The following is a 24,145-nucleotide window of genomic DNA, read 5'->3' on the forward strand; positions in this document are numbered from 1 at the left end:
ATCTCCTGTAAAACTTGCTCGATCGTAAGTCAATCTACTGATATTGTTAAAGTATCTACCTTTTTTCCTGCATCCTGCAACAGTAGAATCAAGTTTTATTAAGCTATCCCCCGATAAATAGGAATGTTAGAAATATCCCAGCCTTCCCTCCGCGAACAACAGCACTACCTCATCCGCAATTTAGCAGACCGGATGGAAGCAGTATGGCACCGCTATCTAGACCTGGAACCCTACCACCTGCCCGCTGAGTTGGGATACGTAGAAGGGCGCTTGGAAGGAGAAAAACTGATCATTGAAAACCGCTGCTATCAAACGCCCCAGTTCCGCAAAATACACCTCGAACTCGCTAAAGTCGGGCCGGTACTTGACATACTGCACTGCGTGATGTTTCCCAGACCGAATTATGCTTTGCCGATGTTCGGTACGGATATAGTAGCAGGCAAAGGCCAAGTTAGCGCCGCGATCGCAGACCTTTCTCCCCTCAATCGAGAGCGAACTTTGTCGGAAACCTACCGAACTCAACTGGAAATTTTGCCGGTCAATCAATTTTCTTCTCCCCGCCAAATTCCAGAATGGGGGGATATTTTCTCAGAATTTTGTCTGTTTGTGCGGCCAGAGTCGATGGAAGAAGAAAACAGATTTCTGGACATAGTTGAATCCTACGTGGAAATTCACTGCCAGCAGGCAGTCGCCTCTGAACCTGTCTCTGCCGCCGAAGAATCGAAAATTCTCGACGCTCATATTTACTACTGCAGCCAGCAGCAGCAAAACGACAAAACCCGCCGCGTACTCGAAAAAGCTTTCGGTCAAGATTGGGCCGAACATTACATGACTGAGGTGCTGTTTGATTTTCCTAAATAGCTGAATTTGGTTTACACTACTTCATAGTAGGTGGGCAAAACTTAATGAGGAAATCACCTACTTTATAAGTCATGGGAAAGGAATCACGGGTCAAGGATAAATCATTTTTAAAACCCCCAGGGCGAGGAGTCATCGGTTTAGCGATCGCTGCCACTATCGTTACCACAGGAGTCGGTTTTTGGCAAGTATCTCAAATTAGAAAAGCCGAAGAGTTAAAGGCAGCGGCTGCAACGGCTGCTGCAACTCCCGCAGCCACCCCCACCAGCGTCACAGCTTTGGGTAGGTTGACTCCGCAGGGGGAAGTTATCAAATTGTCGGCCCCTTCGGCGTCGGAGGGAGCAAGAATTGAACTCTTGCAGGTGGAAGAGGGCGATCGAGTTATTCAAGGACAAATCATAGCAGTTCTCGATACGCGCGATCGGCTCCAAGCAATCCTCCAACAAGCCGACAAAGAAATCAAAGTCAAACAAGCAGAATTAGCGAAAATTCAAGCAGGCGCGAAAACCGGCGTTGTCGGCGCTCAAAAAGCAGAAGTTGCCAAGTTTGAAGCACAAGTGCAAAGAGAAACCGAAGGCGAATCAGCCAATATCGCCCGATTAGAAGCTCAACTGCGGAGAGAAACCGAAGCCGAACAAGCTAACGTCGCCAAATTCGAGGCCGCGCTGCAAAGAGAAACCGAAGCCGAACAAGCTAATCTTGCCAAATTTGAGGCACAACTAGAAAGAGAAACAGAGGTGCAGCAATCCAAATTGGCTAGGTTAGAAGCTCAATTGCGCGGCGAAATTGCCTCTCAAAACGCTACAGTCGAGCGACTAAAAGCCGAATTGACGAACGCCGAAGCCGAGGAACGACGCAATAAAGAACTCTCAGAAACAGGCGCAATTTCTGCTTCCGCCTACGACACCAAACGCTTAGTAGTAGATACGGCTCGCCACAAAGTCAAAGAAGCTCAAGCTGTATTAGAAAAAACAGTGCAAACACTGCAAGAGCAAATAGTCGAAACAAAAGCGACAGTCAAACAAACAGTAGAAACAGGCAAGCAGGAAATCAATCAATCCCGAGCCAATCTCCGACGCAAGTTAGAAACCGGCAGGCAGGAAATTAACCAAGCTAGAGCTACTTTAAATCAAAAGATAGAAACTGGTAGAGAACAAATCAATCAAGCCGAAGCAATACTCAAACAAAAAGCAGAAACCGGCCAAGAACAAATCAATCAAGCCAAAGCAAATCTCGACCAAATTGCCGAAGTCCGTTCCGAAGACGTGCAAGCTGCCCAAGCCGCCATTGAAAGTGCGATCGCCACCAAACAAAAAGCTCAAGTAGACTTAAACTTAAGCTACGTCAAAGCACCCGTATCCGGCTCCATCCTCAAAGTTCACAGCCGACAAGGAGAACGTGTCAACACTCAAGACGGCATCGTAGAACTAGGCGGCACCGATCAAATGTACGTCATAGCAGAAATTTACGAAACCGACATCGCCAAAGTGCGAAACGGCCAGCGCGCTACCGTCAGCAGCCCGGTATTTGGAGGCACTTTGGAAGGCACAGTCGATCGCATCGGCAAACAAATCGGCAAAAAAGATGTCCTCAATACAGACCCCGCAGCCGACACCGATGCTAGAGTGGTCGAAGTAAGAATTCGCCTCGATCCCGAATCGAGCAAGAAAGTTGCAGCCCTAACAAACTTACAGGTTGAAGTTAAAATAAATATCTAAATTTTACGTTTACAGGACTTACGCATGGGGACTCAAGAAACCGACTTTTTTACCGAGATTAAGGGTTTGAATCAAATATAAGGGTAAAATACCCGGTTTCTCAACACCCTGCTTAAGTCCTAAAATTATTGAATCCCAAATCCAACTTGAAAATCTAAGATAGAAAATCGACTTTTATGGCAAAAATACCGCTAGCTTGGGCACAATTAACGCGCGAAAAAATGCGCTTAGTAATCGCGCTAGCCGGCATTGGATTTGCCGACTTGCTGATGTTTATGCAGTTTGGATTTAGAGACGCGCTATTTGAAAGCTCCATTAGCTTTCACTCGAAGTTAAAAGGGGATATTTTTATCACCAGCCCTCAGTCAACGGCTTTAATAGCCATGAAAAGCTTTCCCCAGCGCCGCTTGTATCAAGCTTTGAGTTTTAATGGCGTTACAGGAATTAGCCCGGTATATTTAGGCTTTGGCTTGTGGAAAAATCCCGAACCAGAAAAACGCAATACCCGCCAATTGATGGTAATCGGTTTCGATCCCGCTAATCCCATTTTTGATATGCCGGAAGTCCAGAATAATTTGGACAAAATCCAAATTTCGGATGTAATTTTATTCGACCAAGCTTCTCGCCCGGAGTTTGGGCCAGTAGCGGAATATTTCCAGCAGGGAAAGCCTGTGGAAACTGAAATAGATAACCGTCGCGTTACTGTAGAAGGGTTATTTACTTTAGGAGCATCTTTCGGTGCTGATGGGAATATTATTACTAGCGATTTGAACTTTCTGCGGATTTTTCACACTAGAAGAACTAAAGGTTTAATTGATATAGGAATTGTTCACTTGCACCCTGGAACGGATGTCAAGGCAGTTATTGAAAAAATGAGAGCAACTTTGCCACAAGACGTGACAATTGCTTCCAAGGAAGAGTTTGTAGCTTTTGAAAAAAAATATTGGGAAGAAAGCACCTCAATCGGATTTGTTTTCACTCTCGGCGCGGCAATGGGATTTATCGTCGGGATAGTGATTGTTTATCAAATCCTTTATACTGATGTTACCGATCATTTACCGGAATACGCTACGCTGAAGGCGATGGGATATAAGGATATTTACTTTTTGGGCGTGGTGTTTCAAGAGGCTTTGATTTTGGCCATTCTTGGCTATTTACCTGGGTTTGGGGTTTCTTTTATGCTGTACAATTTAGCGAGAAGTGCTACGAGTTTGCCAATGTACATGACTTTGATGAAAGCTGGAACTGTTTTTGCAATGACAGTTGTCATGTGTTCTGTGTCGGGGGCGATCGCAGTTAGGAAGTTGCAGGCGGCTGACCCAGCAGATATTTTTTAAGGAAGGAAGAAGGAAGTAGGAAGAAGAAAGAAGAAAGAAGGAATGAAGAAGGAAATACCAATTACCAATTACGAATTAAGATCTACAAATTACCAATGAATACTTTACCAGTTGTCTCAATTAAAAATCTCAATCATTCCTTTGGGGAAGGACAACTTCGCAAACAGACATTATTTGACATCAACCTCGAAATTTATCCGGGCGAAATCGTACTGATGACTGGACCTTCGGGTTCTGGTAAAACAACATTGTTAACCTTGATTGGAGCTTTGCGATCGATCCAAGAAGGTAGTCTTAAAATTCTCGACCAAGAATTGCGGGGAACCGGGAAAAATAAATTAGTTAAAGTCCGGCGCGACATCGGCTATATTTTCCAAGCTCACAATTTGCTCAAATGCTTGACAGCTAGGCAAAACGTGCAGATGTCTTTAGAACTGCACAGCCATCTTTCTCGCCAAGAAACTAATGATAAAATAGAGGGAATGCTGCAAGCTGTAGGCTTGGGAGAAAGAATAGATTATTACCCGGACAGTCTTTCTGGCGGACAGAAACAAAGAGTTGCAATCGCCCGGGCATTAGTCAGCCAGCCGAAATTAGTATTAGCCGACGAACCCACAGCAGCCCTAGATAGTAAATCAGGTCGAGATGTGGTAGAAATTATGCGAGGTTTGGCCAAAGAACAGCACTGCACTATTTTGCTGGTCACCCACGACAACCGCATTTTAGACATAGCCGATCGCATTATTCACATGGAAGACGGCTACCTCGCACAAGATACATCAACAGCCGCTGCCACAGGCGTTCTTTCGGAAAAATAAAATTAATCCACCTAAACTTATTTGCGAGAACCGGGACGCTTTCCTCCTACCTTAGCAGGACTTTTTGTTGCACCTTTGGATGAAGTTTTAGAACTACTTTTGCCATTTTTTTGGCCTTTCGCTCCTGTCAACTGCCTCTCAAGGTCATTTGCAGGTCGGCCTGCAGGCGTTCTCGTAGTCCTAAAGGTAACATTCACCCCTTCATTCGACTGTTCCAGCACCAACATCGGCGTCGGCTTTGCTTTTTGATCCCACTCAATATGAACGATGCGACCTTGAATTGTCGGCTGCCAACTGTCGTGGTCGTCAGAAGGACTCAGATAAGTTTCCAAACAGTCAATAATTTGATTAATTGTCGCCGATGTTGCCTGAGTCGGCAGTTTCATCAGCTTAATTTGAATCCGAAACAGCACTCGTTTTTCTATTTTTACTGCGGGATCGCCAGTTTCGTATTCGATATCAAACATCGAATCCACTTGCCTGCCGGTGCCCGCCGACCCGTTTTTCTCTCCCACCGCACTCTGCGTCGGACGTAGGGCAATACTAATTTTGTCTTTGACTTTTTGCTTGATCTGGTTCACAATGCCAAAGTGAAAAACTTCTTCCGCCATCCGCATTCTCAAGTAGTCTAAATTAAAGTCTCGGGAGTGGATAAGGTCGGGATTCTTTTCCATTTTTGAGATTGTTTCCAGAGCCATTTTGTATTTTTTCTGGAGTTCTCGATTTCTAAACTCCTCAAATTTGAGCTTTTTGTTCAAATCGTCGAGTTTTAGCTTGGTAAACACCGCTAAACCGATAAGCAATAACAACAGTAATCCCGAGGCTCCCATGAAGAGTTGGTCTGAGGACGGATGTCCGGGTTTAGCCTGTTTAGGTTTGGGAGAGGCTACTGCCAACCTTGGTTCTACAAGGATTATTTGGGTTGACATGGGCTTTTAAAGGGTAAAATTTGACGCTATATTTATACAGGACTCCAGAGTAGAGCTGGTAGTGCAACTCGATCAACCAACATTGACATCATTCCACCATCATCTTGGTACAACTGGATTTCTGCAACTGGAGCACGCACCCTCTAATTAATACTTTATCTTTAATAGCAAGCAGGTTTCCGAAATCTCGGAAAATCCTGCGCTGGCAGTGGCAAAAAGAAATGGTGAATTGTCTGTAATATATTATACCAATAGAGCGAAAAAAAATGTTTGTTCGGCGGTCTCCGTTTCTAGCAAAATAAAAAGAAATACACATAAATTAATAGTAACTCTGGGAGCGAACAGCAGAAAACATCAAGGAGAACAGTCGATCGCCCGGACGATCGAGGCGCGGACGTTGGGAGGGTGCTAATTCCTACTGTGCGCTCGCTCCCGCCTTGCAAGCCCACCGGGTGGCTTGCTGTGAAAGTCGAGCTGTGGTGCGATCGAACAACGTCTCCTTAGCTAAGATTACAGCTAATACCACCCATATTCGATCGTGACTTACGAACCCCTGCACCACAAATATCGCCCTCAGACATTTGCCGAATTAGTCGGTCAAGAGGCGATCGCCCAAACCCTCACCAGCGCTATCCTACAAGAGCGCATAGCACCAGCATATCTATTCACCGGCCCCAGAGGCACCGGTAAAACCTCCAGTGCCAGAATTTTCGCCAAATCTCTCAACTGTATTTCTACGGTTGCCCCCACCCCGACACCCTGCGGCAAATGCAACGTTTGCCAAGAAATTGCCCGAGGTTCGACGCTAGATGTCATCGAAATTGACGCCGCCAGCAACACGGGAGTAGATAACATTCGGGATTTAATCGAACGATCTCAATTTGCCCCCGTACAGTGCCGCTATAAAGTATATGTAATAGACGAAGTTCATATGCTCAGTACCCAGGCATTTAATGCTTTATTAAAAACATTAGAAGAACCGCCAGACCGCGTTGTATTTGTCCTCGCCACAACCGACCCACAAAGAGTATTACCAACTATTATTTCTCGTTGTCAAAAGTTCGACTTCCGCCGCATCCCCCTCGAAGCAATGATTGCTCACTTGCACAAAATTGCCCAATTAGAAAATATCAATATTGCCAGTGATGCAGTACAAATGGTCGCTCAAATGGCCCAAGGAGGTCTGCGAGATGCCGAAAGTTTGCTAGACCAACTGAGCTTATTTCCCGGTCAAGTAACAGTCGAAAAAGTTTGGGATCTAGTCGGTGCAGTCCCTGAAAATGATTTAATGGATTTGCTGCAAGCTATTGATACAGATAACGCTACAGCACTAATAGACATGAGCCGCCACCTCATGGATCGCGGTCGGGAACCGCTAATCGTACTGCAAACTCTCGCCAGCTTTTACCGAGATTTGCTAATAGCCAAAGCAGCACCGAAACGGTCAGATTTAGTAGCTTTAACATCTACAACTTGGGAAAAACTTGGCAATTTTGCCCGCAATTGGGATGCCGAGTTAATTTTGGCAGGTCAGAAACATTTGCAAACCCACGAAGTGCAAATTAAAAATACCACTCAGCCGCGATTGTGGCTGGAAGTAACGCTGTTGGGGTTGCTGCCCTCAGCAATTAGAACTCAGCAGCAACCGGCAGCCGAACCAGCGAAAAATGTTGCTCCATCACAAATTCACCCCCCCCAACTCCCCCTTGCTAAAGGGGGGAACCAGACATCTAATATTGAACAATCATCAGTTCCCAATTCGCAAAATCCTCCGCCTCAGTTGCCACCTGTGGCTAATAGAACAGAAAGCACACCTCCTGCTGCGATTCCCGCACCTGTACCAACTGCTGAAACGAATCAAACAACTTATTCACCGACTAATTCAGCCGATGAAATCGATTTAAATCGAGTGTGGGAACAGATACTTGACCGCGTGCGACCGCACGGAACTCAATCGCTGCTTCGCCAACACGGACAGCTAGTAATTTTTAGCAATGATACTGCTCATGTTAAGATTAGTTCGCAGCCGTTGCTCAATATGGTTAAAGACAAAGTAGCTAATATAGAAGAAGCTTTTGTGCAAGTTTTTAACCGTCGAGTAACAGTAAAAGTTGGCTTGACAAATCCCGGTGAAAGTAATAGTTCCCGCCCCAATAATTTGCCAACTTCTAACGGACGTGTTGGCGAAAATCCCAGGAATTCTAATCCTGCGGATGATGCGGGCCAACAGGTGCAGAACTTGGCGGGTTCTGAGATTACAGATGATTTTTTGGGGAATGGTGGAGAAGAACAAAAACACCCGCCAGCGGCTGAAAATACTGCGGTTAATGTGCCGGCAATTTCCGAATCGCTATCGCCCACAAACGGCTCTACAGACTCTCAAAATGACTCTAACGCTCAGGCTGTAGCGGTGCGTGATGACGCGCGAGATGTCGCAAATTCGGCTAGGAAGTTGGCTGATATGTTTGACGGGGAAGTAGTCGATTTATCGCAGGACTTGGAGATTTGGGAGTCGGAAACTTTTAGATTAGAATCTGAACCGGATTTTTCTGAGTTATCTTCTGAGTTAAATGAGGATGATTTTATAGATTGGTAAATCTATGCTTGCGGCAGCGAAATGTGTAAAATTTCGCCGATCGCACAAAATCCAGCGCGGGTGTAAACTCGGAATTCCTCCTCGTGTCCCGCCATCAAAAACGCCACCGCAACACCCGCGTCGAAAGCTTCTCGCAGCAGCCGGGCCGTCAAGGCCCCTGCTATGCCCCGCCGGCGAAAAGGGACGCGCACGCCGATACCGGCGATTTCTGTCGTCTGATTTGCCGGCACAGTAAACATTCCAGCCCCGGCAGGTTCGCCCGTTGCTGCTACGCGGGCGAGTACCGCGATGCTGCCTGCTGCCAGACTTTTCCGAAGAGTGTCAACGTCTTCAGAGCTTGGTGCAGCCTCTGTGAAAGCCTCGTGTTGCGCCGCGGCTGTACCGAGGAGCTCGGCCTCGGAAACTGGCAAAATTAGTTCGATGCCCGGGGGGACGGGAAGCAATTGCTCGGAACCCGGAGTGCAAGTCATCAGCGGCAAGCGTCCCTCAACGGTGAAACCTGCGGAGATCAGCGTTTCTTCGACAGCCGGCGCTAGTTTCGCGACATACTCCAAACGCGGCTGTCGCCCGCGCTGAGAGTAGGCAGCAATTAGGGCGTTGACATCGGCGAGCGAGGGTGCGGCGCCGTCATCGGGAATTGCATAGTTCAGATAAGGGTTGGCACTGTGGCGGCTGAATGTAGCGAGGAACGGCCCGATCCGCTCGGTGTCGCGCTGCTGGCTCGCGGCAAAGCGCAGGTATGATTGAATGCGAGATTCCATAAGTGGCTGTGCTGAAAACCTTGCTTTTAAGCTGACTCTGGCTTGGGCAGCGAAGACGGAAGTACCAACAACTCGGCGGTCGATCGCTTCTCAACCATTTCCTTAGTAATCGTACACCGGGCAACATCCTTGCGCGACGGCAACTCGTACATCACGTCCAACATCAATTCTTCGACAATTCCCCGCAGCGCCCGCGCTCCAGTTTTGCGGCGGTATGCTTCCTGGGCGATCGCCCGAATCGCATCCGGCTTAAAGTCCAACTGCACGTTATCCATCTTCAGCAGCTTTTGATACTGCTTAACCAAAGCATTGCGCGGTTCAGTCAAAATCGCCATCAGCGTTTCCTCGTCCAGCGGTTCCAACACCGCCGCCACCGGCACCCGCCCAATAAACTCAGGAATCATCCCAAACTTCACCAAATCATCCGGTTCCAGTTGCTTGAGAACGTCAGCAGCCCGCTTTTCCTTCGGCTGAGCTTCTCCGGGCTGAATAAAACCCATTGACTTTTTACCCGTTCTCTGCTCTATCACTTTCTCTAGACCGACAAAGGCGCCGCCGCAAATAAACATGATATTGCTGGTATCAATTTGGATGCAGTCTTGATAGGGATGCTTGCGGCCGCCTTGGGGAGGTACATTGGCGATCGTCCCCTCCAGCATTTTCAGCAGCGCCTGCTGCACGCCTTCCCCAGAAACATCTCGGGTAATCGAAGGATTTTCGCTCTTGCGGGCAATTTTGTCAATTTCATCAATATAAATAATTCCGCGCTGCGCCTCTTCCACGTCCATATCTGCCACTTGCAGCAGCCGCAGCAAAATATTTTCCACATCTTCGCCGACATAGCCCGCTTCCGTCAGCGTCGTCGCGTCTGCCACCGCAAAAGGTACATCTAGCATATCCGCCAAAGTCTGAGCCAGCAGAGTTTTTCCGCAGCCCGTGGGCCCGATTAACAAAATATTCGATTTTTGCAGCTCTACTTCTTCCGGCGGGTGTTTGCCGCTATTTTTGGCATGGATAAAGCTCAGGCGCTTGTAGTGGTTGTAAACTGCCACCGAGAGCACCTTTTTCGCCTCATCTTGCCCGATCGCATTTTCGTCGAGATAATTTTTAATTTCCCTCGGCTTTGGAATTTGGCTCAGCGACATACTTTTGCCCGAGGTAGCGCGGCGCTTTTGCGTCGTTTCCTGCTTCGGAGCCACTGCCGCTGCCGGCACTGCACTCGAGTCAAACAACTCCTCATCTAAAATTTCATTGCACAAGTCCACGCATTCGTCGCAGATATACACCCCGGGCCCTGCGATCAACTTGCGTACTTGCTCTTGAGACTTGCCACAAAACGAACATTTTAGATGGGAGTCGTACTTAGACATAACAGCCTCTTAATTCAGTGCAGTGACATTCTCTCCCGCCGCCGGAAGGTTTTCCTTTTCGATAACTCGATCGACCAAACCGTAATTTTTGGCTTCCTCGGCTGACATAAAAAAGTCGCGCTCTGTATCCGCCTCTAATTTCTCGATCGGTTGACCTGTGTGGTGCGCTAACAGTTGATTCAGCTTACGCTTATGATAAAGGATTTCTTTGGCTTGAATCTCAATATCAACTGCTTGACCTTGAGCGCCTCCAAGCGGCTGGTGAATCATAATCCGGGAACTCGGAAGAGACATCCGCTTGCCGGCTGCTCCTGCTGTCAGCAGAAATGCGCCCATACTCGCTGCCAAACCGTAACAAATCGTCACCACATCCGGGCGGATTTGCTGCATTGTGTCATAAATTGCCATGCCGGCCGTCACCGAGCCGCCGGGGGAATTTATGTACATTTGGACATCTTTTTCTGGGTCTTCAGCATCCAGATACAATAGCTGAGCCACTATCGAGTCAGCAACTTCGTCGGTTACGGGAGTTCCTAAAAACACAATTCGCTCCCGCAGCAAGCGCGAGTAAATGTCAAAAGCCCGCTCGCCCATCCCCGACTGTTCTAGTACCATCGGCACTACATTGCTGGGGCTGGTACTGACATCAAAATCGTTATAGCTTGTAATTAGGTAATTGGAAGATTGAGATACAACCATAAGACACCAGTCAAGGATTCTAGACAATTTGCTGCTGATGAAAGCTTTAAATTAAGCCGCCAGCTTTTAACTATTATGCCTCTTCTGAACGGATATCGGGGAAATGCGGAGTTTTGAGTACGTGAGATTGCTTTGTGCGCTTTGCACAACGCTGGGGGCGTGAATGAGTTAAAACACTTACTTGTAAATCGTTGCTGCTTCTAATAGACACCCGCAGCTTGCAGTAAGCTGCGGGTGAGCGGTTAAAACCACGGTTGATTCCATGCCCCCAATTAGGACATTTGAACACATTAAGTTCTATTCTTCGCCTACAACTTCCACTTCGACGCTTGTGGCTGCTTCTTCTTCTGAAACTTCAGCGTCTGATTCTTCTGATTCTTCTGCTGCCGGATTCAGAGAGCCTTCAGGGACGAGTTCGATTGTCCCTTTTTCTTCCAACCATTTCAGGGTTTTTTGTTTGAGCAAGTCTTCCCTTACAAATTCCTGCAACCTTTGGGGATCAAAATCTCCTTTGGGAAACTGCTTTCTAACTTTTGCTACTTCTGCTGCTACTTCTGCGTCTTCCACAGATAAGGATTCCAGCTTGGCTACTTCTGCCAGAGCTAGAGTCTGCTTGAGCCGATCGATTGCTTCCGGGCGCGAGCGTTCCCGCATCGGGCCCATATTTTCTTCCGTAAACAGTTGGTTAATATCTATGCCGTAATTTTTCAATTGGACGGCTTGTTGATTCAACAAATAATCGATTTCGCGATCGACCATTGTTTCGGGAATTTCCACTTCTATTAGCTGCACGAGTGCTGCTGATATAGCTTTTTCCTTATTAGCTGATGTCTTGTTTTCTTGCTCTGCTTTAAACCGAGTTTCGAGGGATGCGCGGAGTTCTGCTAAAGTTTCAAACTCGCTGACTTCTTGGGCGAAATCGTCGTCCAACTCCGGCAATTCTTTTTCCTTAAGTTCTTTGAGGGTAATCGTAAAGACTGCTGGTTTTCCCGCTAATTCTTCACTGCTGTACTCATCAGGGAACTGCACGGAAACTTCTCTGGTTTCTCCCGGATTCATCCCGATCATGCCTTCGATAAAGCCCGGTACAAACTGATTTTCCGACAATTCTACTTGAAAATCTTCTGCTTGACCGCCGGGAATTTCTGCGGGAGTTTCGCCTTCGGGTGCTTCCGCAAATCTACCGGAGAAATCAACCAAAGCCGTGTCTCCCAACTGAGCCGGCCGGCTTTCTACGGGGATTAGAGTAGCTTTGTCCGATCGATATTTTGCCAGTACCTCATCTACCTGAGCCTCATCATACTTAGCTTCTTCTGCTTGAAGCTGCAAACCTGTGTACTGACCCAATTTCACTTCGGGTTCTACGTCAACCTTAGCCGAAAAAATCAGAGGCTGTTCTGGATCGAACTTAGCTAGTAATTCTTCAAACTCGGTGCGCAGTTCAAAACTGCCAATTGCCGGAATTTTTTCTTGTTCGAGGGCTTTTTGCAGCGACTCATTAATCAAATTTTCCAAAGCCGTCGCCTTCAAGCGAGTCTGACCCAGGCGCTGTAGCAAAACTTGACGGGGAACTTTGCCTTTGCGGAACCCAGGAATATTAACCTCGCGAGCAAATTGTTTAATTACTTGCTCGTAGGCTTGTTTTGACTTTTCTGACGGTACTTCGATTTCCAGACCAATTTGGCTAGCTGGAAGTTTTTCCTGGGTTACTTTCATCGGCTTTTTTGATATTTAACAATAGTGTAATAAAATACATACAAATCTGACTTTGCCTGCATTTTAAGTTTGTACGCTTTGACTTGTAGCGGCACAACTACAAACACCTCTACCGGATGAGACTGTAAGTCGTAACCGGCTACTTTTTTGGCTTTTGCCAAATAGTTTTAGTGTGAGGATACTAGCTTTTGCTGCTAGGAAAGTGGAGGTTAAGTCCACTAATCGCCGATGAACCATAGCACATATCGCCCTTAGATGTCAATGTTTTGGGCAGCCTGTCAAAGTCAACGGATGCGCCTGCTGGCAGAACGTGCGGATTGGCGGGGGGCGATCCTCTTCGAGGGCTTCGCTAACGGCAAAAGATGCTAAACTGGCATTGGGTACGATCGCACGGCTCGATCGGGAAGTTCGATCGCCCGTTTCGGTTAACTGCACCATTGCCATCCTCTCATGCTCCTGATGTCGCATAACATTAATTAAGTTTGATATTGAGAATTGCAGTTATTTAAATTTTTGATTTCGATCGTTTAGAGTATAATTTTTGGAGGAAAGTAATTTGTCTCAATCCTATCGAGTTGCCATTTTAGGAGCCACCGGCGCAGTCGGTGCTGAGTTGCTAGAACTCTTGCACAGCAGGAGTTTTCCGATTTCTAACTTGAAGCTGCTGGCTTCGGAACGTTCAGCAGGCACTACATTGCCTTTTGGCGGCGAGATGCTGCCGGTCGAAGCAGTTTCAGCGCGATCGTTTGATAATGTAGATCTGGTGCTCGCCTCCGCCGGCGGCTCTACTTCTAAATTATGGGCTCCGCAAGCGGTGGCAGCCGGAGCAGTGGTCATTGACAATTCTAGCGCTTTCCGCATGGATGCGACCGTACCGCTAGTGGTTCCCGAAGTCAATCCCCAAGCGGCGGCAGCTCACCGAGGTATAATTGCTAATCCCAACTGCACGACGATTTTGATGGCAGTTGCCGTTTGGCCTCTTCACAAAGTTAAGCCGGTACAGCGCATAGTGGTAGCGACTTACCAGTCTGCCAGCGGGGCTGGGGCGAGGGCAATGGAGGAAATGAAAGCTCAAGCAAGAGCAATTTTGCAGGGGGAAATGCCCAAAACAGATATATTTCCCTACCCCTTAGCATTTAACTTGTTTCCGCACAACACCCCGATTAACGATTTGGGGTATTGTGAAGAAGAAATGAAAATGGTTAACGAAACTCGGAAGATATTTGGTACGGACGAGATTAAAATTACGGCAACTTGCGTGCGGGTTCCCGTACTCCGCGCTCATTCGGAAGCGATTAATCTAGAGTTTGCAGAGCCTTTTAGCGCGATCGAGGCCAAGGAAATCTTAAAGCAGGCAAGCGGGGTTAAGGTGGTAGAAGACTGGCAAGCTAATTATTTCCCGATGCCTGCAGACGCCAGCGGTAAGGATGAGGTGTTAGTCGGCAGGATTCGCCAAGATATTTCTCACCCCTGCGGGTTGGAGATGTGGCTGTCTGGCGATCAAATCCGCAAAGGGGCGGCTTTAAATGCGGTGCAGATAGCTGAGTTGCTGGCCCAAAAAGATTTGTTGCGAACCCCAGTGGCTGCGGCTTCTAATTAGGGGGAACCCTGGCAACTTGAAAATTGAAATGGGGGATTTTAGATAAACCTTTCATCTGAAATCAAAAATTTAAAATCAAAAATCAACAGTCTAAAATCGGAGAAAGTGTGGTAAAGTTTGGACGGGTTCTGACTGCAATGATTACGCCGTTTAAGGAAGACGGCAGCGTTAACTATGCGGTAGCAGAACAACTGGCAGTTCATTTAGCCGATCGCGGTACGGATAGCTTGGTAGTGTGCGGAACTACGGGCGAGTCTCCCACTATGACCTGGGATGAAGAGTACCAATTATTTCAGGTGGTACAAAAGGCGGTGGCCGGTAAGGCTTTTGTAATCGCAGGAGCCGGATCGAATTCTACTTCAGAAGCAGTCGCAGCTACCCAAAAAGCAGCTAAACTCGGGTTAGACGGCTGTTTACAGGTGGTTCCTTATTACAACAAGCCGCCGCAAGAAGGTTTGTACAATCATTTTCGGGCGATCGCGCAATCTGCTCCAGAATTCCCTATAATGTTATATAACATCCCCGGTCGCACCGGTCAGAATATGTTGCCGGAGACGGTTGCGAGATTGGCAGAAATCCCCAATATTGTGGCCGTAAAAGAAGCAAGTGGCAACTTGGATCAAGCAAGTCAAATTCGGTGCTTGACATCCCCTGAATTTGCCATCTATTCTGGAGATGATTCCCTAACTTTGCCGATGTTGGCGGTAGGAGGATCTGGTGTAGTTAGCGTAGCCAGCCATCTGGTAGGAGAGCAACTGCAACAGATGATCGAAGCTTTCGAGAGCGGTCAAGTTCAAGTCGCTACCCAGATTCACTTGCAACTTTTTGACCTGTTTAAAGCTCTTTTTCTCACCACAAATCCCATTCTCGTCAAGACAGCTCTTAAACTTCAAGGCTGGGATGTAGGTTCCACCCGTCTGCCCCTGTGCGATCCGCCCGTTGAGATGACTCAAAAGTTAAAGGACGTACTGAGCCAGCTAGCCGCAGTATCAGCTATCTAGACAGGCAAGAACGAGTTTTCAGACAACTGAATATTGGTTGCGATCGGTCATTAGTTGTTAGTCATCCGTCCTTAGTAATTAATTGTTAGTAATTAGCTAACAGTCAAAAATTAAAGACAGAGGATTAAAGACTGAAGGCAAAAGACAACTGAATGTAGGGGATAGTAAAACCCCCAGGGGAGTTTTCCATAAATAGTTGGAAAAATATTGCCCTACCAACGAACAGCAGACGACAGACGACAGACGACAGACAACAGACAAATAACAAAATAACTAACAAAGGATACGCATGATCAAAAATACAACTGCATCTGCTCTAAAAGTGATTCCCCTCGGCGGGCTGCACGAAATCGGTAAAAACACTTGTGTGTTCGAGTACGGCGACGAAATAATTCTTTTAGATGCAGGTTTAGCGTTCCCGACAGATGGAATGCACGGTGTAAATATTGTCCTCCCAGACATGACTTACCTGCGGGAAAACAGCCACAAAATTAAAGGTATGATCGTCACTCACGGTCACGAAGACCACATTGGCGGCATCCCCTATCACCTCAAACAATTTGAAATTCCGGTGATTTACGGGCCGCGTTTGGCGATGGCTTTGCTAGCCGGAAAATTGGAAGAAGCGGGAGTGTCTCACCGCACAGAATTGAGGACAGTTAGACCCCGCGACACGGTAAGAATTGGCAAGCATTTTTTAGTCGAATACATTCGCAACACTCACTCGATGGCCGACAGTTTCACGGTAGCAATTCACACTCCAGTGGGAATTGTGATCCACACCGGAGACTTTAAAATTGACCACACTCCTGTGGACGGCGAACATTTTGACTTGCAGAAACTGGCGGAGTACGGCGAAAAAGGCGTGCTGTGCTTGATCAGCGATTCTACTAACTCGGAAGTTCCCGGTTTTACTGCTTCAGAACGTTCTGTTGCTCCGAATTTAGACAGAATTATCGCTCAAGCAACGGGACGGGTAATGATCACGACTTTTGCTTCGTCGGTACACCGTTTGCAAATTGTTTTAGAATTGGCTAAGAAAAACAATCGGTATGTAGGAGTAGTTGGTCGATCGATGCTTAACGTCATCGCTCACTGCCGCAATCTCGGCTACATCAAATGCGAAGATAGTCTTTTCAAACCTCTGAAAGAAATCCGCAATTTACCCGATGACAAGGTTCTGATTTTAACCACAGGTTCCCAAGGCGAACCGATGGCGGCGATGACTCGCATTGCTAACGGCGAACATCACGAACTGAAAATCAGAAAGGGCGATACAGTCATTTTCTCGGCTAATCCAATTCCGGGAAATACGATCGCAGTGGTAAACACGATCGATAAACTGATGATGCTGGGAGCAAACGTGGTTTACGGCCGCGACAAAGGCATTCACGTTTCGGGTCACGGCTGTCAGGAAGACCAAAAGTTAATGATTAACATGACTCGTCCCAAGTTCTTCTTGCCAGTGCACGGGGAACACCGGATGCTGATCCAGCACTCCAAGACGGCTCAAAGCATGGGCATTCCCGCTAGCAATATGGTGATTATTGATAACGGCGATGTCGTAGAATTAACTGAAAATTCCATGCAAGTGGGCGGTAAAGTGCCTTCAGGAATTGAATTGGTAGATTCTTCTCGATCGGGCGTTGTCAAAGCGAACGTCCTCAAGGAACGCCAGCAATTGGCTGGAGATGGCGTTGTAACTGTAGCGGCGGCTTTGAATTGGGAAGGCAAATTAGTTGCTAAGCCGGAAGTACACTTGAAAGGTGTAGTGACATCAGCCGATCGCGAAGTTGTGATCAAATTAATCACTCAAACCATTGAAACAGTTTTGAGCGATCGCTGGTCAGAATTTGTAAAACCTGCTGCTTCAGACTCACAAGTTGATGTTGACTGGGTAGGAGTTCAAACGCAAATAGAAAAGGCTATTCAGCGAGTGATGCGCCGGGAACTTCAAAGCAATCCCTTGCTGGTATTCCTGATGCAAATTCCTGAAGAAGCGTCCTTTGTGCGATCGGAAAAGGCAGAAGTATCTCCGGGTTCCCTGGAAGCACCTAAGCTATTATCATCGCCCTCGCCATCATCGCCATCATCGCCATCCTTGCCATCTCCTGCCAATCAGGTGACGGGCCGGCGCCGTCCCCGGACTGCTGCAAGGGCAGCTTCCTAGTGCGATAATTCCCTAACGCACTGCGCAAAGAAATAAGTTTTAGATTTGTAGTTGCGCTTGGGCGCCCAAGCGCAACTACAAACCTAGATTTGGTTTCATAAGTAAGTAGCTGCACCTAAAAAACGTCAGCATCGATCGACGTAAGTCCTGAGATTTATCTCGGTAAGACCTTCAAACTTGTCAAGATTGAAGAACTTCGACTCGATGTATTTCAGGAAGCAGTCTTATACAAAGCCCCCAATCGCTACAATTTTTTGGAATGCCCGCATAAAAAAGTCGGTGGCTTTTTGGGTTTTTGGGATTACTTTTACTGCTTTGTTTGGGCAGGGTTTATTCTTGGAGAATCTTTCACAAACCGTTTCAGCGGAATTAAAACGTGATGAGAGCTACTTACCAAATCCCGGCTTTGGTATAATTCCCTCGGGTAGCGAGGGAGTTGTTTTTTAACCGTAAATAAACGCAAGTGAACGCAGATACTTATTTAAATCTATCTGCGTTCGCTTGCGTTTATTTTAAAACTAATCAGCCACCAGCAACCGCTGGAACAATGCTAACTTCATCGCCATCTTGGAGGGCTGTTTTTGAGCCATCCAAAAAGCGGATGTCTTCGCTGTTGACGTAGAAGTTGAGAAATCTGCGGGGTTCTCCTTTTTCATCGCACAGGCTTTTTTTGATGCCGGGACAATTTGTTTCCAGCGATTCAATCAGTTCGGAAATGTTGTCGCCGCCGCATTCGATGGTGGCTTGATTGTTGGTGAATTTTTGCAGGGGAGTGGGAATTAAAACTTTGACAGTCATTTTTTTAGTCCTTAGCCAGTAGTCATGAGTTATTAGTTATTAGTCCTCAGTCATTAGTCCTCAGCGATCGGTCAGTTGTCATCAGTCAAAAGCTTAACAACTAATGACTAATGACTGCCGACTACTGACTAATAGCTGTTAAACCGAAACTTGTTGCCATTCTAAGCGTTCGAGGGTGCGGGCGCGTTCTAGGGCACGCTCGAACGCTTCTATTTTTGGTTCGAGGGTGATGGGTTCGCCGATGTAACCTTGGACGGCTTCTTGGGTTTTTAAGCCGTTGCCGGTAATGTAGGCGACGGTAGTTTCGTCGGGGTCGATTTTACCTGCTTCTACGAGTTTCTTCAAGACTGCGATTGTCGTGCCACCTGCAGTTTCGGTGAAGATGCCTTCGGTTTCTGCTAGGAGTTTCATGCCTTCGATGATTTCGGTGTCGCTGACGGATTCGATGTTGCCGCCTGTTTTGCGGGCGATGTCGAGGGCGTACATACCGTCGGCTGGATTGCCGATCGCGATCGACTTAGCAATTGTATTCGGTTTGACCGGTTTGACGAAATCGCGGCCTTCGCGGAAGGCTTGGGCGATGGGGGAACAGCCGTCAGCTTGGGCACCGCTGAATCTGACTTTCTTTTCATCCACTAAACCGACTTCGGTGAATTCTTGAAAGCCTTTGTAAATTTTTGTGAACAAAGAGCCGGAGGCGAGGGGAGCGACGATGTGATCGGGCAATTGCCAGCCTAGCTGTTCGGCAACTTCGTAGCCCAGGGTTTTCGAGCCTTCGGAATAGTAGGGACGCAAGTTGATATTGACAAATCCCCAGCCATGTGTATTGGCGACTTCGCAACAGAGGCGGTTAACTTGGTCGTAGTTGCCGTGAACTGCCATGACAGTTGGATTGTAAATCAGAGTGCCTAGGACTTTGCCTGCTTCTAAGTCGGAGGGGATGAAGACTACGCAGTCGAGTCCGGCATGGGCGGCGATCGCAGCGGTGGAGTTAGCTAAATTGCCGGTGCTGGCACAGGATACCGTTGTGAAACCCAATTCTCTCGCTCTGCTGAGGGCGACTGACACCACTCTGTCTTTAAAGCTGAGAGTGGGCATATTGACGGCATCGTTTTTAATATAAAGATTTTTTAGACCGAGGCGGCGGGCTAAGCGGTGGGATTTTAATAAAGGAGTCATGCCGGTGCCGACATCGATGACGTTATCTGTAGCGACTGGTAAAAATGCGCGGTAGCGCCAGATCGAGTTGGGGCCGGCTTGGATGGTTTGGCGAGTGACGGTGCGGCGGATGGCGTCGTAGTCGTACTTGACTTCAAGCGGGCCAAAACAGCAATCGCAGACGTGCTTTGCTTGGAGTTCGTACTCTTCGCCGCATTCTTTACATTTGAGGGCTGTGAAGGTTGCTGCTGTGGATTGGGTTCTGGTCGCCTGGGTCATAGCTCAACTCTCTAGTTTTGCGATGTTTTCTTATTCTTGTGCAAGATTAGCACGGTCAATTTACCCCGTCAACCATACCCGATTTTTTTAGTCGGGATTGATTTTTCATTTAAACAGCGGTGTATTTAACTTTGATATTTGGGCGGGCGGGACGCCCACCCCACAAGGATTTGACTTGTTTTCAGGATCTGGCTGGAAATCCAGATTGTCAGGCCAGCACGCGAGCCAGAGCGAACTCAAGGATGATTTGCCGACGGAATTGTTACAAAACTTAATAAATCTTTTTTGGGCTAACAATTGGGCAGTCGTGCGATCGAACACAACTACAAAACCTCGAATTTTTGATTGACCAACTTAGCCTACCCGCCGCTGACGGGAGGGATGAGGACAACTTCGTCGCCGTCTTGCAGGATGGTGTCGGGGGAGACGAATTCCAGGTTGAGGCCGAAGCGGGTGCGATCGCGCCATTGTTCTAATTGAGGGTATTGGGCGATCGAGCTTTCGAGCACTTGAGACACAGGGGTTTCGGGAGGAAGTTCTAATGTAAGTTCTGAAACGCCGTAGGCTTCACCGAAGGCGGCGAACAGTTTAACGGTGATGGTAATTGAAGAGTCAGACACGGTAGTTTAGTGCGATCGACGGTTTGGCAATTATCAACTACACCATACAATTAATTAGGAATTAGGCGCGCCGAGGCTTAGAATTGAAAGCGGCAACCTCTAGTTAAGTTTTACCCCATCGGGTAAAGATGATAGTTGATTGCAGCAAAAAGTCTTAACAAGATTGTATGCAGATTGCTTTCACAACCAGGCGTTAGAAGCAGTTGGCATCCACTTAGATGCAGCTAGCTAAGGTCTAGTTGGCTGCTGTTGAGGCTAATGCGAGAATATTTTTTGAGGATGCGGTATAGATACTTTACGGTAATTGTGGGAGAGTACAAAAAGCTCGCACTACATTTAGCAGGCAACAACGCAGACAAGGCCCTGCCAACCCGCTTCTCCTGCCTAAAAATCAGGCTGTCTAGTGCGGATTGGAATTGCCAAACCTTTGCCCTGCTTAGCAAGCTAGCCGTTATATCTAAGAAGAATACTGAAGTTAATGCGATAGAAATATATGGCAAGTAACGATTTTAAAGTGCTTCAAATTATTGAAGCTAAAGGCTGGTATGCATTTGGGAGTACGAAGCAAAGCCAGCACGTTGAAAGATGGGTAAGACCTGTCGTGTGTTGGGTTTTAATAGAAGATAAAAAAAAGCGGCGGATTGTGACAGCTACCGCTAGCTATCAGATCCAGATTGACGACAAAGAAGTCGAGTTTTTTGCCCACGAAAGCGAAATTCAAGATCTGGAGAGTCTCCCGAAGTCTGTCTCGGTATCGGAATTTCTGAAAACAGAAGATTGAGAGAAGCACAGAAAGAGATCATTTAAGAAGTTATTAATTATTCCTTAGTGATTCCTTAAACTTGGTGTCGGATGCTATTTCAATTAGAGGCAGAAGCTCTAGATTGGGGAGAGGGGCAGATGGGGACATGGGGAGAATTTATAGTTTTGCCTTGCCTTCTGCATCTTGTACCCAATGCCTGAAGTAGCCCAAAAAATAAAGAGGCCGGAAGATTGCAGGCAATGCCAACACGCTTCCGACCTTGCTGAATAACAGGGTATGCATATGTTTTTAAAGTATGGCAGGGAGGCTTTTGAGATATCAAGAGGACTATTGCAATCACCCACTTTTGCTTTCAGGCTGTGTTTGCAAGGCTCCTACTATTTTAGAGTTAAAATTTGAAAATTGAGAGGGGGCGAGGGTTACAGGTTAAGGATTCTAGCTATTTATCTGTAGCCGGTGCTACAAAAAATCGCGGCATTGGCGGACGATCGCACATTCTCCCTAAATTGTTTGCACTCAAAGCTGAAAGTTCGATCGCCCGCTGCAACTGCTGCGACTTTAAACCCCACTAGCAACAGGTTCACGCTTCTGCTGCGGCATCCGCCGCCCCAGCAGGGCCATCCGCACGCCGCCGGCAGGCCCTAAAGTCACCCCTCGGCGTTTGGCCTGTACGGGCTTTTTCTCGGCCAATACTAGGTCGAAATCGCGCAAAATGGTTGCCAGCACCAGTTTCATCTCCAACTGCGCCAGCGCCAAGCCGATACAGCGGCGGCAGCCGCCTCCAAAGGGCAGATACTCGTAAGGCGAGAATTGCCTCTCCAAAAACCGTTCCGGTTTAAATTGCAGCGGTTCTGGATACAAATCCTCCCGTCTGTGGGTCAAATAAATCGAGGCGAAAACAACCGTACCCGGTTCGAGTTGATGTCCCATCAGTTCCACGGGCGATCGTACCACTCGCGGAAACGTCAGCATTCCCACCGGGTAAATTCGCAGCGTCTCCTGACAAACTGCACTCAGATAAGGCAAGCGGGAAAGCTCCATCGGGTCGAGATTTTCCCCCAAACTGTCCAATTCTTGCAGCAGCTTTTGGCGCACCGAGGGCAAACTGTGAATCCAGTAAAATGCCCAAGCTAGGGCCGTTGCTGTGGTTTCGTGGCCTGCAAACAGCAGGGTCATCAACTCGTCGCGCAATTCTTCATTCGTCATCGGTTGCCCGTTTTCGTCGCGCGCGGCCATCATTAAGCTGAGAATGTCGGTGCGGTTGGCATCAGGTTGCAGTCTGCGTTCTGCTATTTCGCCATCGATCAGTTCGTTAATTTTCCGCTGCTGCTGTTTCATCCGTCCCCAAGGACTCCAGGGCCCCCAATCTTGCTGCATCCAGTCTAGAAACAGCATACTCGAGCGCAAAGGAGAGCCGATCGTATCGATAATCGCAGCTAGCAGCGGGGACAGTTGCTGCAACCGCGGCCCGTCATCCAGGCCGAAGACAGCCTGCAAGATTACCCGCATGGTGATTTCTTGCATGGCGGTGCGGGCCGTAAAAGGTCGATCGACCGACCACTTGCTGGCAACATCTTGAGCGATATCGCAAATTAGTTTGCCGTAATTCCGCATCCGTTCCCCATGAAAGGGCGGCATTAATAATTGCCGATCGCGTTTGTGCTTTTCTCCAGAGATCACAATCATGGATTGTTCTCCCAGCAAGGGTTTAAGAATACCGTTGATATCGCCTGGAGCGTCAAAAGCTTTGCTGTTGAGCATTTCCTGGATCGCTTGCGGGTTGTGGATCATGACGAATGGTTTGAGGTTGCCCCATCGAGTCGTGAAAATCTCCCCGTAATTTTTGGCACATAGATCCATGTATGTCAGCGGATCGCCAATCCATTGAATTAGCTGGACTAAGCGGGGGTTTTTGGGGCCGTCAGGTAGTGTCATAGAAATTGCGGTGTTGTTTGTTACAGGGCTTGGGGAACATCAATACTTTTGGGCCCAGAAACCTCGCTCCTGGGGAGCTGTCCTGGTTAGAAAAACCCGGTTTCTGAAGTTTTTGTGCGTAACTCGCGATCGACACAAATAACAGGCCTTGAACGTTTATTCAAAGTCTCCGAACTCCACTTTTTAACCGGAAATTGCGCAATAGGAGTTTCCCAAAAAATGCAACTGCCGGAAACTTCTAACCCGGATAGCGAGCGGTCATTTCCAAGGGAAAATCGCCAATCGCCAATCGAAAATCGCCAATCGAAAATGGTATAAGTTCCATCTCCAATCATTTTAATAGATTATTCTCGAACCGTGCTCAAAATGTCCTCTCCAAGCTCTGTAAAACGAACAGTTTTGATTTGCCAAGGATCGTAACTGGTTAAAGTTTGGCGCACACCCCCGAACAAACCTAACATCTGACAACTAGACAGATTTTGCAATTTCTGCCGGGAATTTCCCGAGGCTCGCAGATCCACGGTAGCTATTCCGAGGTCGCGATCGATCCTGAGCCGATAACCAACCAAGCCAAGACTAGCGAAAACCTGTTGCTTTAACACTTCATTAACAGCCGATGACATTAACTGGTTGTCTGGGCCTGTAACTGTTTCCGGCTTCAGAGTTTGACACAGATTGTCTACCTTATAAACCTTAATGGTGACAGTATTCTCTGCTCCTACCGAACTGCCTAAAACTGGGGCAACAGAGTTAGAGAGCGAAGGTGCTTGAGTTGAGCGAGACTCAATTTGATTTCCCGTTAGCTGTAGGTGTAGGAACTGACGGGCGCTTGCTGGGGGTTGGCTCTGGTTTTCGGCCGAGTTAGCTGCATCTGAGCTAGAACAACTGCTAGCGCCGAGCAGAATTAATCCAGTTGCTAAATACCCCAACTGTTTGTAGATACGGTTCATAGTTTTTAATACTTTACTAAACGTCAGTGTATGGAGGGTGAACTTTGGTGGTAGAAAGCACTTAATTCC

The 24,145-nt window shown here is 47.5% G+C and carries 22 protein-coding genes; 10 read left to right on the forward strand and 12 right to left on the reverse strand.

What is annotated here, in order from left to right; all coding sequences use genetic code 11:
• Positions 1-123 precede the first annotated feature (123 nt).
• The 4 genes from E5S67_RS13620 to E5S67_RS13635 all read left to right on the forward strand — a co-directional run bounded on the left by E5S67_RS13620 (position 124) and on the right by E5S67_RS13635 (position 4,731).
• Positions 124-861 carry a phycocyanobilin:ferredoxin oxidoreductase gene (locus E5S67_RS13620; protein ID WP_172188005.1) on the forward strand — a complete coding sequence of 246 codons (738 nt, stop codon included), beginning with the start codon at positions 124-126 and terminating at the stop codon, positions 859-861.
• A 71-nt stretch (positions 862-932) separates the two neighbouring features.
• Positions 933-2,576, forward strand: a complete 1,644-nt coding sequence (locus E5S67_RS13625) for an HlyD family efflux transporter periplasmic adaptor subunit (protein WP_172188007.1) — start codon at positions 933-935, stop codon at positions 2,574-2,576.
• A 176-nt stretch (positions 2,577-2,752) separates the two neighbouring features.
• Positions 2,753-3,913, forward strand: a complete 1,161-nt coding sequence (gene devC, locus E5S67_RS13630) for an ABC transporter permease DevC (RefSeq protein WP_172188009.1) — start codon at positions 2,753-2,755, stop codon at positions 3,911-3,913.
• Between the two features lie 95 nt (positions 3,914-4,008).
• Positions 4,009-4,731, forward strand: a complete 723-nt coding sequence (locus E5S67_RS13635; RefSeq protein WP_172188011.1) for a DevA family ABC transporter ATP-binding protein — start codon at positions 4,009-4,011, stop codon at positions 4,729-4,731.
• A gap of 17 nt (positions 4,732-4,748) precedes the next feature.
• Here the strand turns inward: E5S67_RS13635 and E5S67_RS13640 are convergent, their stop codons facing one another.
• On the reverse strand, positions 4,749-5,660 hold the full coding sequence (locus tag E5S67_RS13640) for a hypothetical protein (protein WP_172188013.1): 912 nt from the start codon (positions 5,658-5,660) through the stop codon (positions 4,749-4,751).
• A gap of 538 nt (positions 5,661-6,198) precedes the next feature.
• Here E5S67_RS13640 and E5S67_RS13645 point away from each other — a divergent pair.
• Positions 6,199-8,256 carry a DNA polymerase III subunit gamma/tau gene (locus E5S67_RS13645; RefSeq protein ID WP_172188015.1) on the forward strand — a complete coding sequence of 686 codons (2,058 nt, stop codon included), beginning with the start codon at positions 6,199-6,201 and terminating at the stop codon, positions 8,254-8,256.
• A gap of 2 nt (positions 8,257-8,258) precedes the next feature.
• Here the strand turns inward: E5S67_RS13645 and E5S67_RS13650 are convergent, their stop codons facing one another.
• The 6 genes from E5S67_RS13650 to E5S67_RS13675 form a co-directional block, all read right to left on the reverse strand.
• Positions 8,259-9,017, reverse strand: coding sequence for a GNAT family N-acetyltransferase (locus E5S67_RS13650; protein ID WP_172188017.1), 759 nt, complete (start codon positions 9,015-9,017; stop codon positions 8,259-8,261).
• Positions 9,018-9,043: 26 nt separating this feature from the next.
• Complete coding sequence (gene clpX, locus E5S67_RS13655; RefSeq protein ID WP_172188019.1) at positions 9,044-10,387, reverse strand: ATP-dependent protease ATP-binding subunit ClpX; 1,344 nt, start codon at positions 10,385-10,387, stop codon at positions 9,044-9,046.
• A 9-nt stretch (positions 10,388-10,396) separates the two neighbouring features.
• Positions 10,397-11,086 (reverse strand): ATP-dependent Clp endopeptidase proteolytic subunit ClpP, encoded by a 690-nt coding sequence (gene clpP, locus E5S67_RS13660; protein ID WP_172188021.1) that lies wholly within the window; start codon positions 11,084-11,086, stop codon positions 10,397-10,399.
• A gap of 297 nt (positions 11,087-11,383) precedes the next feature.
• On the reverse strand, positions 11,384-12,802 hold the full coding sequence (gene tig / locus E5S67_RS13665) for a trigger factor (protein WP_172188023.1): 1,419 nt from the start codon (positions 12,800-12,802) through the stop codon (positions 11,384-11,386).
• Positions 12,799-12,963: a hypothetical protein gene (locus tag E5S67_RS13670; RefSeq protein ID WP_172188025.1), complete on the reverse strand. Its 165-nt coding sequence runs from the start codon at positions 12,961-12,963 to the stop codon at positions 12,799-12,801. Before E5S67_RS13670 ends, tig begins: the two co-directional genes overlap by 4 nt.
• 97 nt (positions 12,964-13,060) lie before the next feature.
• Entirely contained in the window at positions 13,061-13,240 is a 180-nt protein-coding gene (locus tag E5S67_RS13675) for a hypothetical protein (RefSeq protein ID WP_172188027.1), read from the reverse strand.
• Between the two features lie 118 nt (positions 13,241-13,358).
• On the opposite strand from E5S67_RS13675, the gene E5S67_RS13680 reads away from it, so the two are divergent.
• The 3 genes from E5S67_RS13680 to E5S67_RS13690 all read left to right on the forward strand — a co-directional run bounded on the left by E5S67_RS13680 (position 13,359) and on the right by E5S67_RS13690 (position 17,573).
• On the forward strand, positions 13,359-14,402 hold the full coding sequence (locus E5S67_RS13680; protein ID WP_172188029.1) for an aspartate-semialdehyde dehydrogenase: 1,044 nt from the start codon (positions 13,359-13,361) through the stop codon (positions 14,400-14,402).
• 107 nt (positions 14,403-14,509) lie between these two features.
• The gene (dapA, locus tag E5S67_RS13685; RefSeq protein ID WP_172188031.1) at positions 14,510-15,403 is read left to right on the forward strand and encodes a 4-hydroxy-tetrahydrodipicolinate synthase; all 894 of its coding nucleotides are present in this window, start codon (positions 14,510-14,512) and stop codon (positions 15,401-15,403) included.
• Positions 15,404-15,692: 289 nt separating this feature from the next.
• Positions 15,693-17,573, forward strand: coding sequence for a ribonuclease J (locus E5S67_RS13690; protein ID WP_172188033.1), 1,881 nt, complete (start codon positions 15,693-15,695; stop codon positions 17,571-17,573).
• A gap of 522 nt (positions 17,574-18,095) precedes the next feature.
• Here E5S67_RS13690 and E5S67_RS13695 read toward each other — a convergent pair.
• The 3 genes from E5S67_RS13695 to E5S67_RS13705 form a co-directional block, all read right to left on the reverse strand.
• Positions 18,096-18,371: a MoaD/ThiS family protein gene (locus E5S67_RS13695; RefSeq protein ID WP_172188035.1), complete on the reverse strand. Its 276-nt coding sequence runs from the start codon at positions 18,369-18,371 to the stop codon at positions 18,096-18,098.
• A gap of 138 nt (positions 18,372-18,509) precedes the next feature.
• A complete protein-coding gene (gene thrC / locus E5S67_RS13700; RefSeq protein ID WP_172188037.1) occupies positions 18,510-19,808 on the reverse strand; it encodes a threonine synthase in 1,299 nt (432 codons plus the stop codon).
• A gap of 359 nt (positions 19,809-20,167) precedes the next feature.
• Positions 20,168-20,428, reverse strand: coding sequence for a MoaD/ThiS family protein (locus E5S67_RS13705; RefSeq protein WP_172188039.1), 261 nt, complete (start codon positions 20,426-20,428; stop codon positions 20,168-20,170).
• 493 nt (positions 20,429-20,921) lie between these two features.
• Between E5S67_RS13705 and E5S67_RS13710 the strand changes: the two genes are divergently transcribed.
• Together E5S67_RS13710 and E5S67_RS13715 are read left to right on the forward strand one after the other, a co-directional pair.
• Positions 20,922-21,209, forward strand: coding sequence for a hypothetical protein (locus tag E5S67_RS13710; RefSeq protein WP_172188041.1), 288 nt, complete (start codon positions 20,922-20,924; stop codon positions 21,207-21,209).
• Positions 21,210-21,586: 377 nt separating this feature from the next.
• On the forward strand, positions 21,587-21,763 hold the full coding sequence (locus E5S67_RS13715; RefSeq protein ID WP_172188043.1) for a hypothetical protein: 177 nt from the start codon (positions 21,587-21,589) through the stop codon (positions 21,761-21,763).
• Here the strand turns inward: E5S67_RS13715 and E5S67_RS13720 are convergent.
• Both E5S67_RS13720 and E5S67_RS13725 read right to left on the reverse strand, forming a co-directional pair.
• The gene (locus E5S67_RS13720; RefSeq protein ID WP_172188045.1) at positions 21,750-23,126 is read right to left on the reverse strand and encodes a cytochrome P450; all 1,377 of its coding nucleotides are present in this window, start codon (positions 23,124-23,126) and stop codon (positions 21,750-21,752) included. The genes E5S67_RS13715 and E5S67_RS13720 overlap by 14 nt on opposite strands.
• A 344-nt stretch (positions 23,127-23,470) precedes the next feature.
• Positions 23,471-24,076, reverse strand: a complete 606-nt coding sequence (locus tag E5S67_RS13725; RefSeq protein WP_172188047.1) for a hypothetical protein — start codon at positions 24,074-24,076, stop codon at positions 23,471-23,473.
• Positions 24,077-24,145: the final 69 nt, after the last annotated feature.

Source organism: Microcoleus asticus IPMA8 (genome assembly GCF_013179805.1).
Taxonomy (GTDB): domain Bacteria; phylum Cyanobacteriota; class Cyanobacteriia; order Cyanobacteriales; family Microcoleaceae; genus Microcoleus; species Microcoleus asticus.

Excerpts from the sequence above, each read along its gene's own strand:
- E5S67_RS13620 (WP_172188005.1), top strand. The coding sequence starts at position 124 with ATGTTAGAAATATCCCAGCCTTCCCTCCGCGAACAACAGCACTACCTC.
- E5S67_RS13625 (WP_172188007.1), top strand. The coding sequence starts at position 933 with ATGGGAAAGGAATCACGGGTCAAGGATAAATCATTTTTAAAACCCCCA.
- devC (WP_172188009.1), top strand. The coding sequence starts at position 2,753 with ATGGCAAAAATACCGCTAGCTTGGGCACAATTAACGCGCGAAAAAATG.
- E5S67_RS13635 (WP_172188011.1), top strand. The coding sequence starts at position 4,009 with ATGAATACTTTACCAGTTGTCTCAATTAAAAATCTCAATCATTCCTTT.
- E5S67_RS13640 (WP_172188013.1), bottom strand. The coding sequence starts at position 5,660 with ATGTCAACCCAAATAATCCTTGTAGAACCAAGGTTGGCAGTAGCCTCT.
- E5S67_RS13650 (WP_172188017.1), bottom strand. The coding sequence starts at position 9,017 with ATGGAATCTCGCATTCAATCATACCTGCGCTTTGCCGCGAGCCAGCAG.
- clpX (WP_172188019.1), bottom strand. The coding sequence starts at position 10,387 with ATGTCTAAGTACGACTCCCATCTAAAATGTTCGTTTTGTGGCAAGTCT.
- clpP (WP_172188021.1), bottom strand. The coding sequence starts at position 11,086 with ATGGTTGTATCTCAATCTTCCAATTACCTAATTACAAGCTATAACGAT.
- tig (WP_172188023.1), bottom strand. The coding sequence starts at position 12,802 with ATGAAAGTAACCCAGGAAAAACTTCCAGCTAGCCAAATTGGTCTGGAA.
- E5S67_RS13675 (WP_172188027.1), bottom strand. The coding sequence starts at position 13,240 with ATGGTGCAGTTAACCGAAACGGGCGATCGAACTTCCCGATCGAGCCGT.
- E5S67_RS13690 (WP_172188033.1), top strand. The coding sequence starts at position 15,693 with ATGATCAAAAATACAACTGCATCTGCTCTAAAAGTGATTCCCCTCGGC.
- E5S67_RS13695 (WP_172188035.1), bottom strand. The coding sequence starts at position 18,371 with ATGACTGTCAAAGTTTTAATTCCCACTCCCCTGCAAAAATTCACCAAC.
- thrC (WP_172188037.1), bottom strand. The coding sequence starts at position 19,808 with ATGACCCAGGCGACCAGAACCCAATCCACAGCAGCAACCTTCACAGCC.
- E5S67_RS13710 (WP_172188041.1), top strand. The coding sequence starts at position 20,922 with ATGGCAAGTAACGATTTTAAAGTGCTTCAAATTATTGAAGCTAAAGGC.
- E5S67_RS13720 (WP_172188045.1), bottom strand. The coding sequence starts at position 23,126 with ATGACACTACCTGACGGCCCCAAAAACCCCCGCTTAGTCCAGCTAATT.
- E5S67_RS13725 (WP_172188047.1), bottom strand. The coding sequence starts at position 24,076 with ATGAACCGTATCTACAAACAGTTGGGGTATTTAGCAACTGGATTAATT.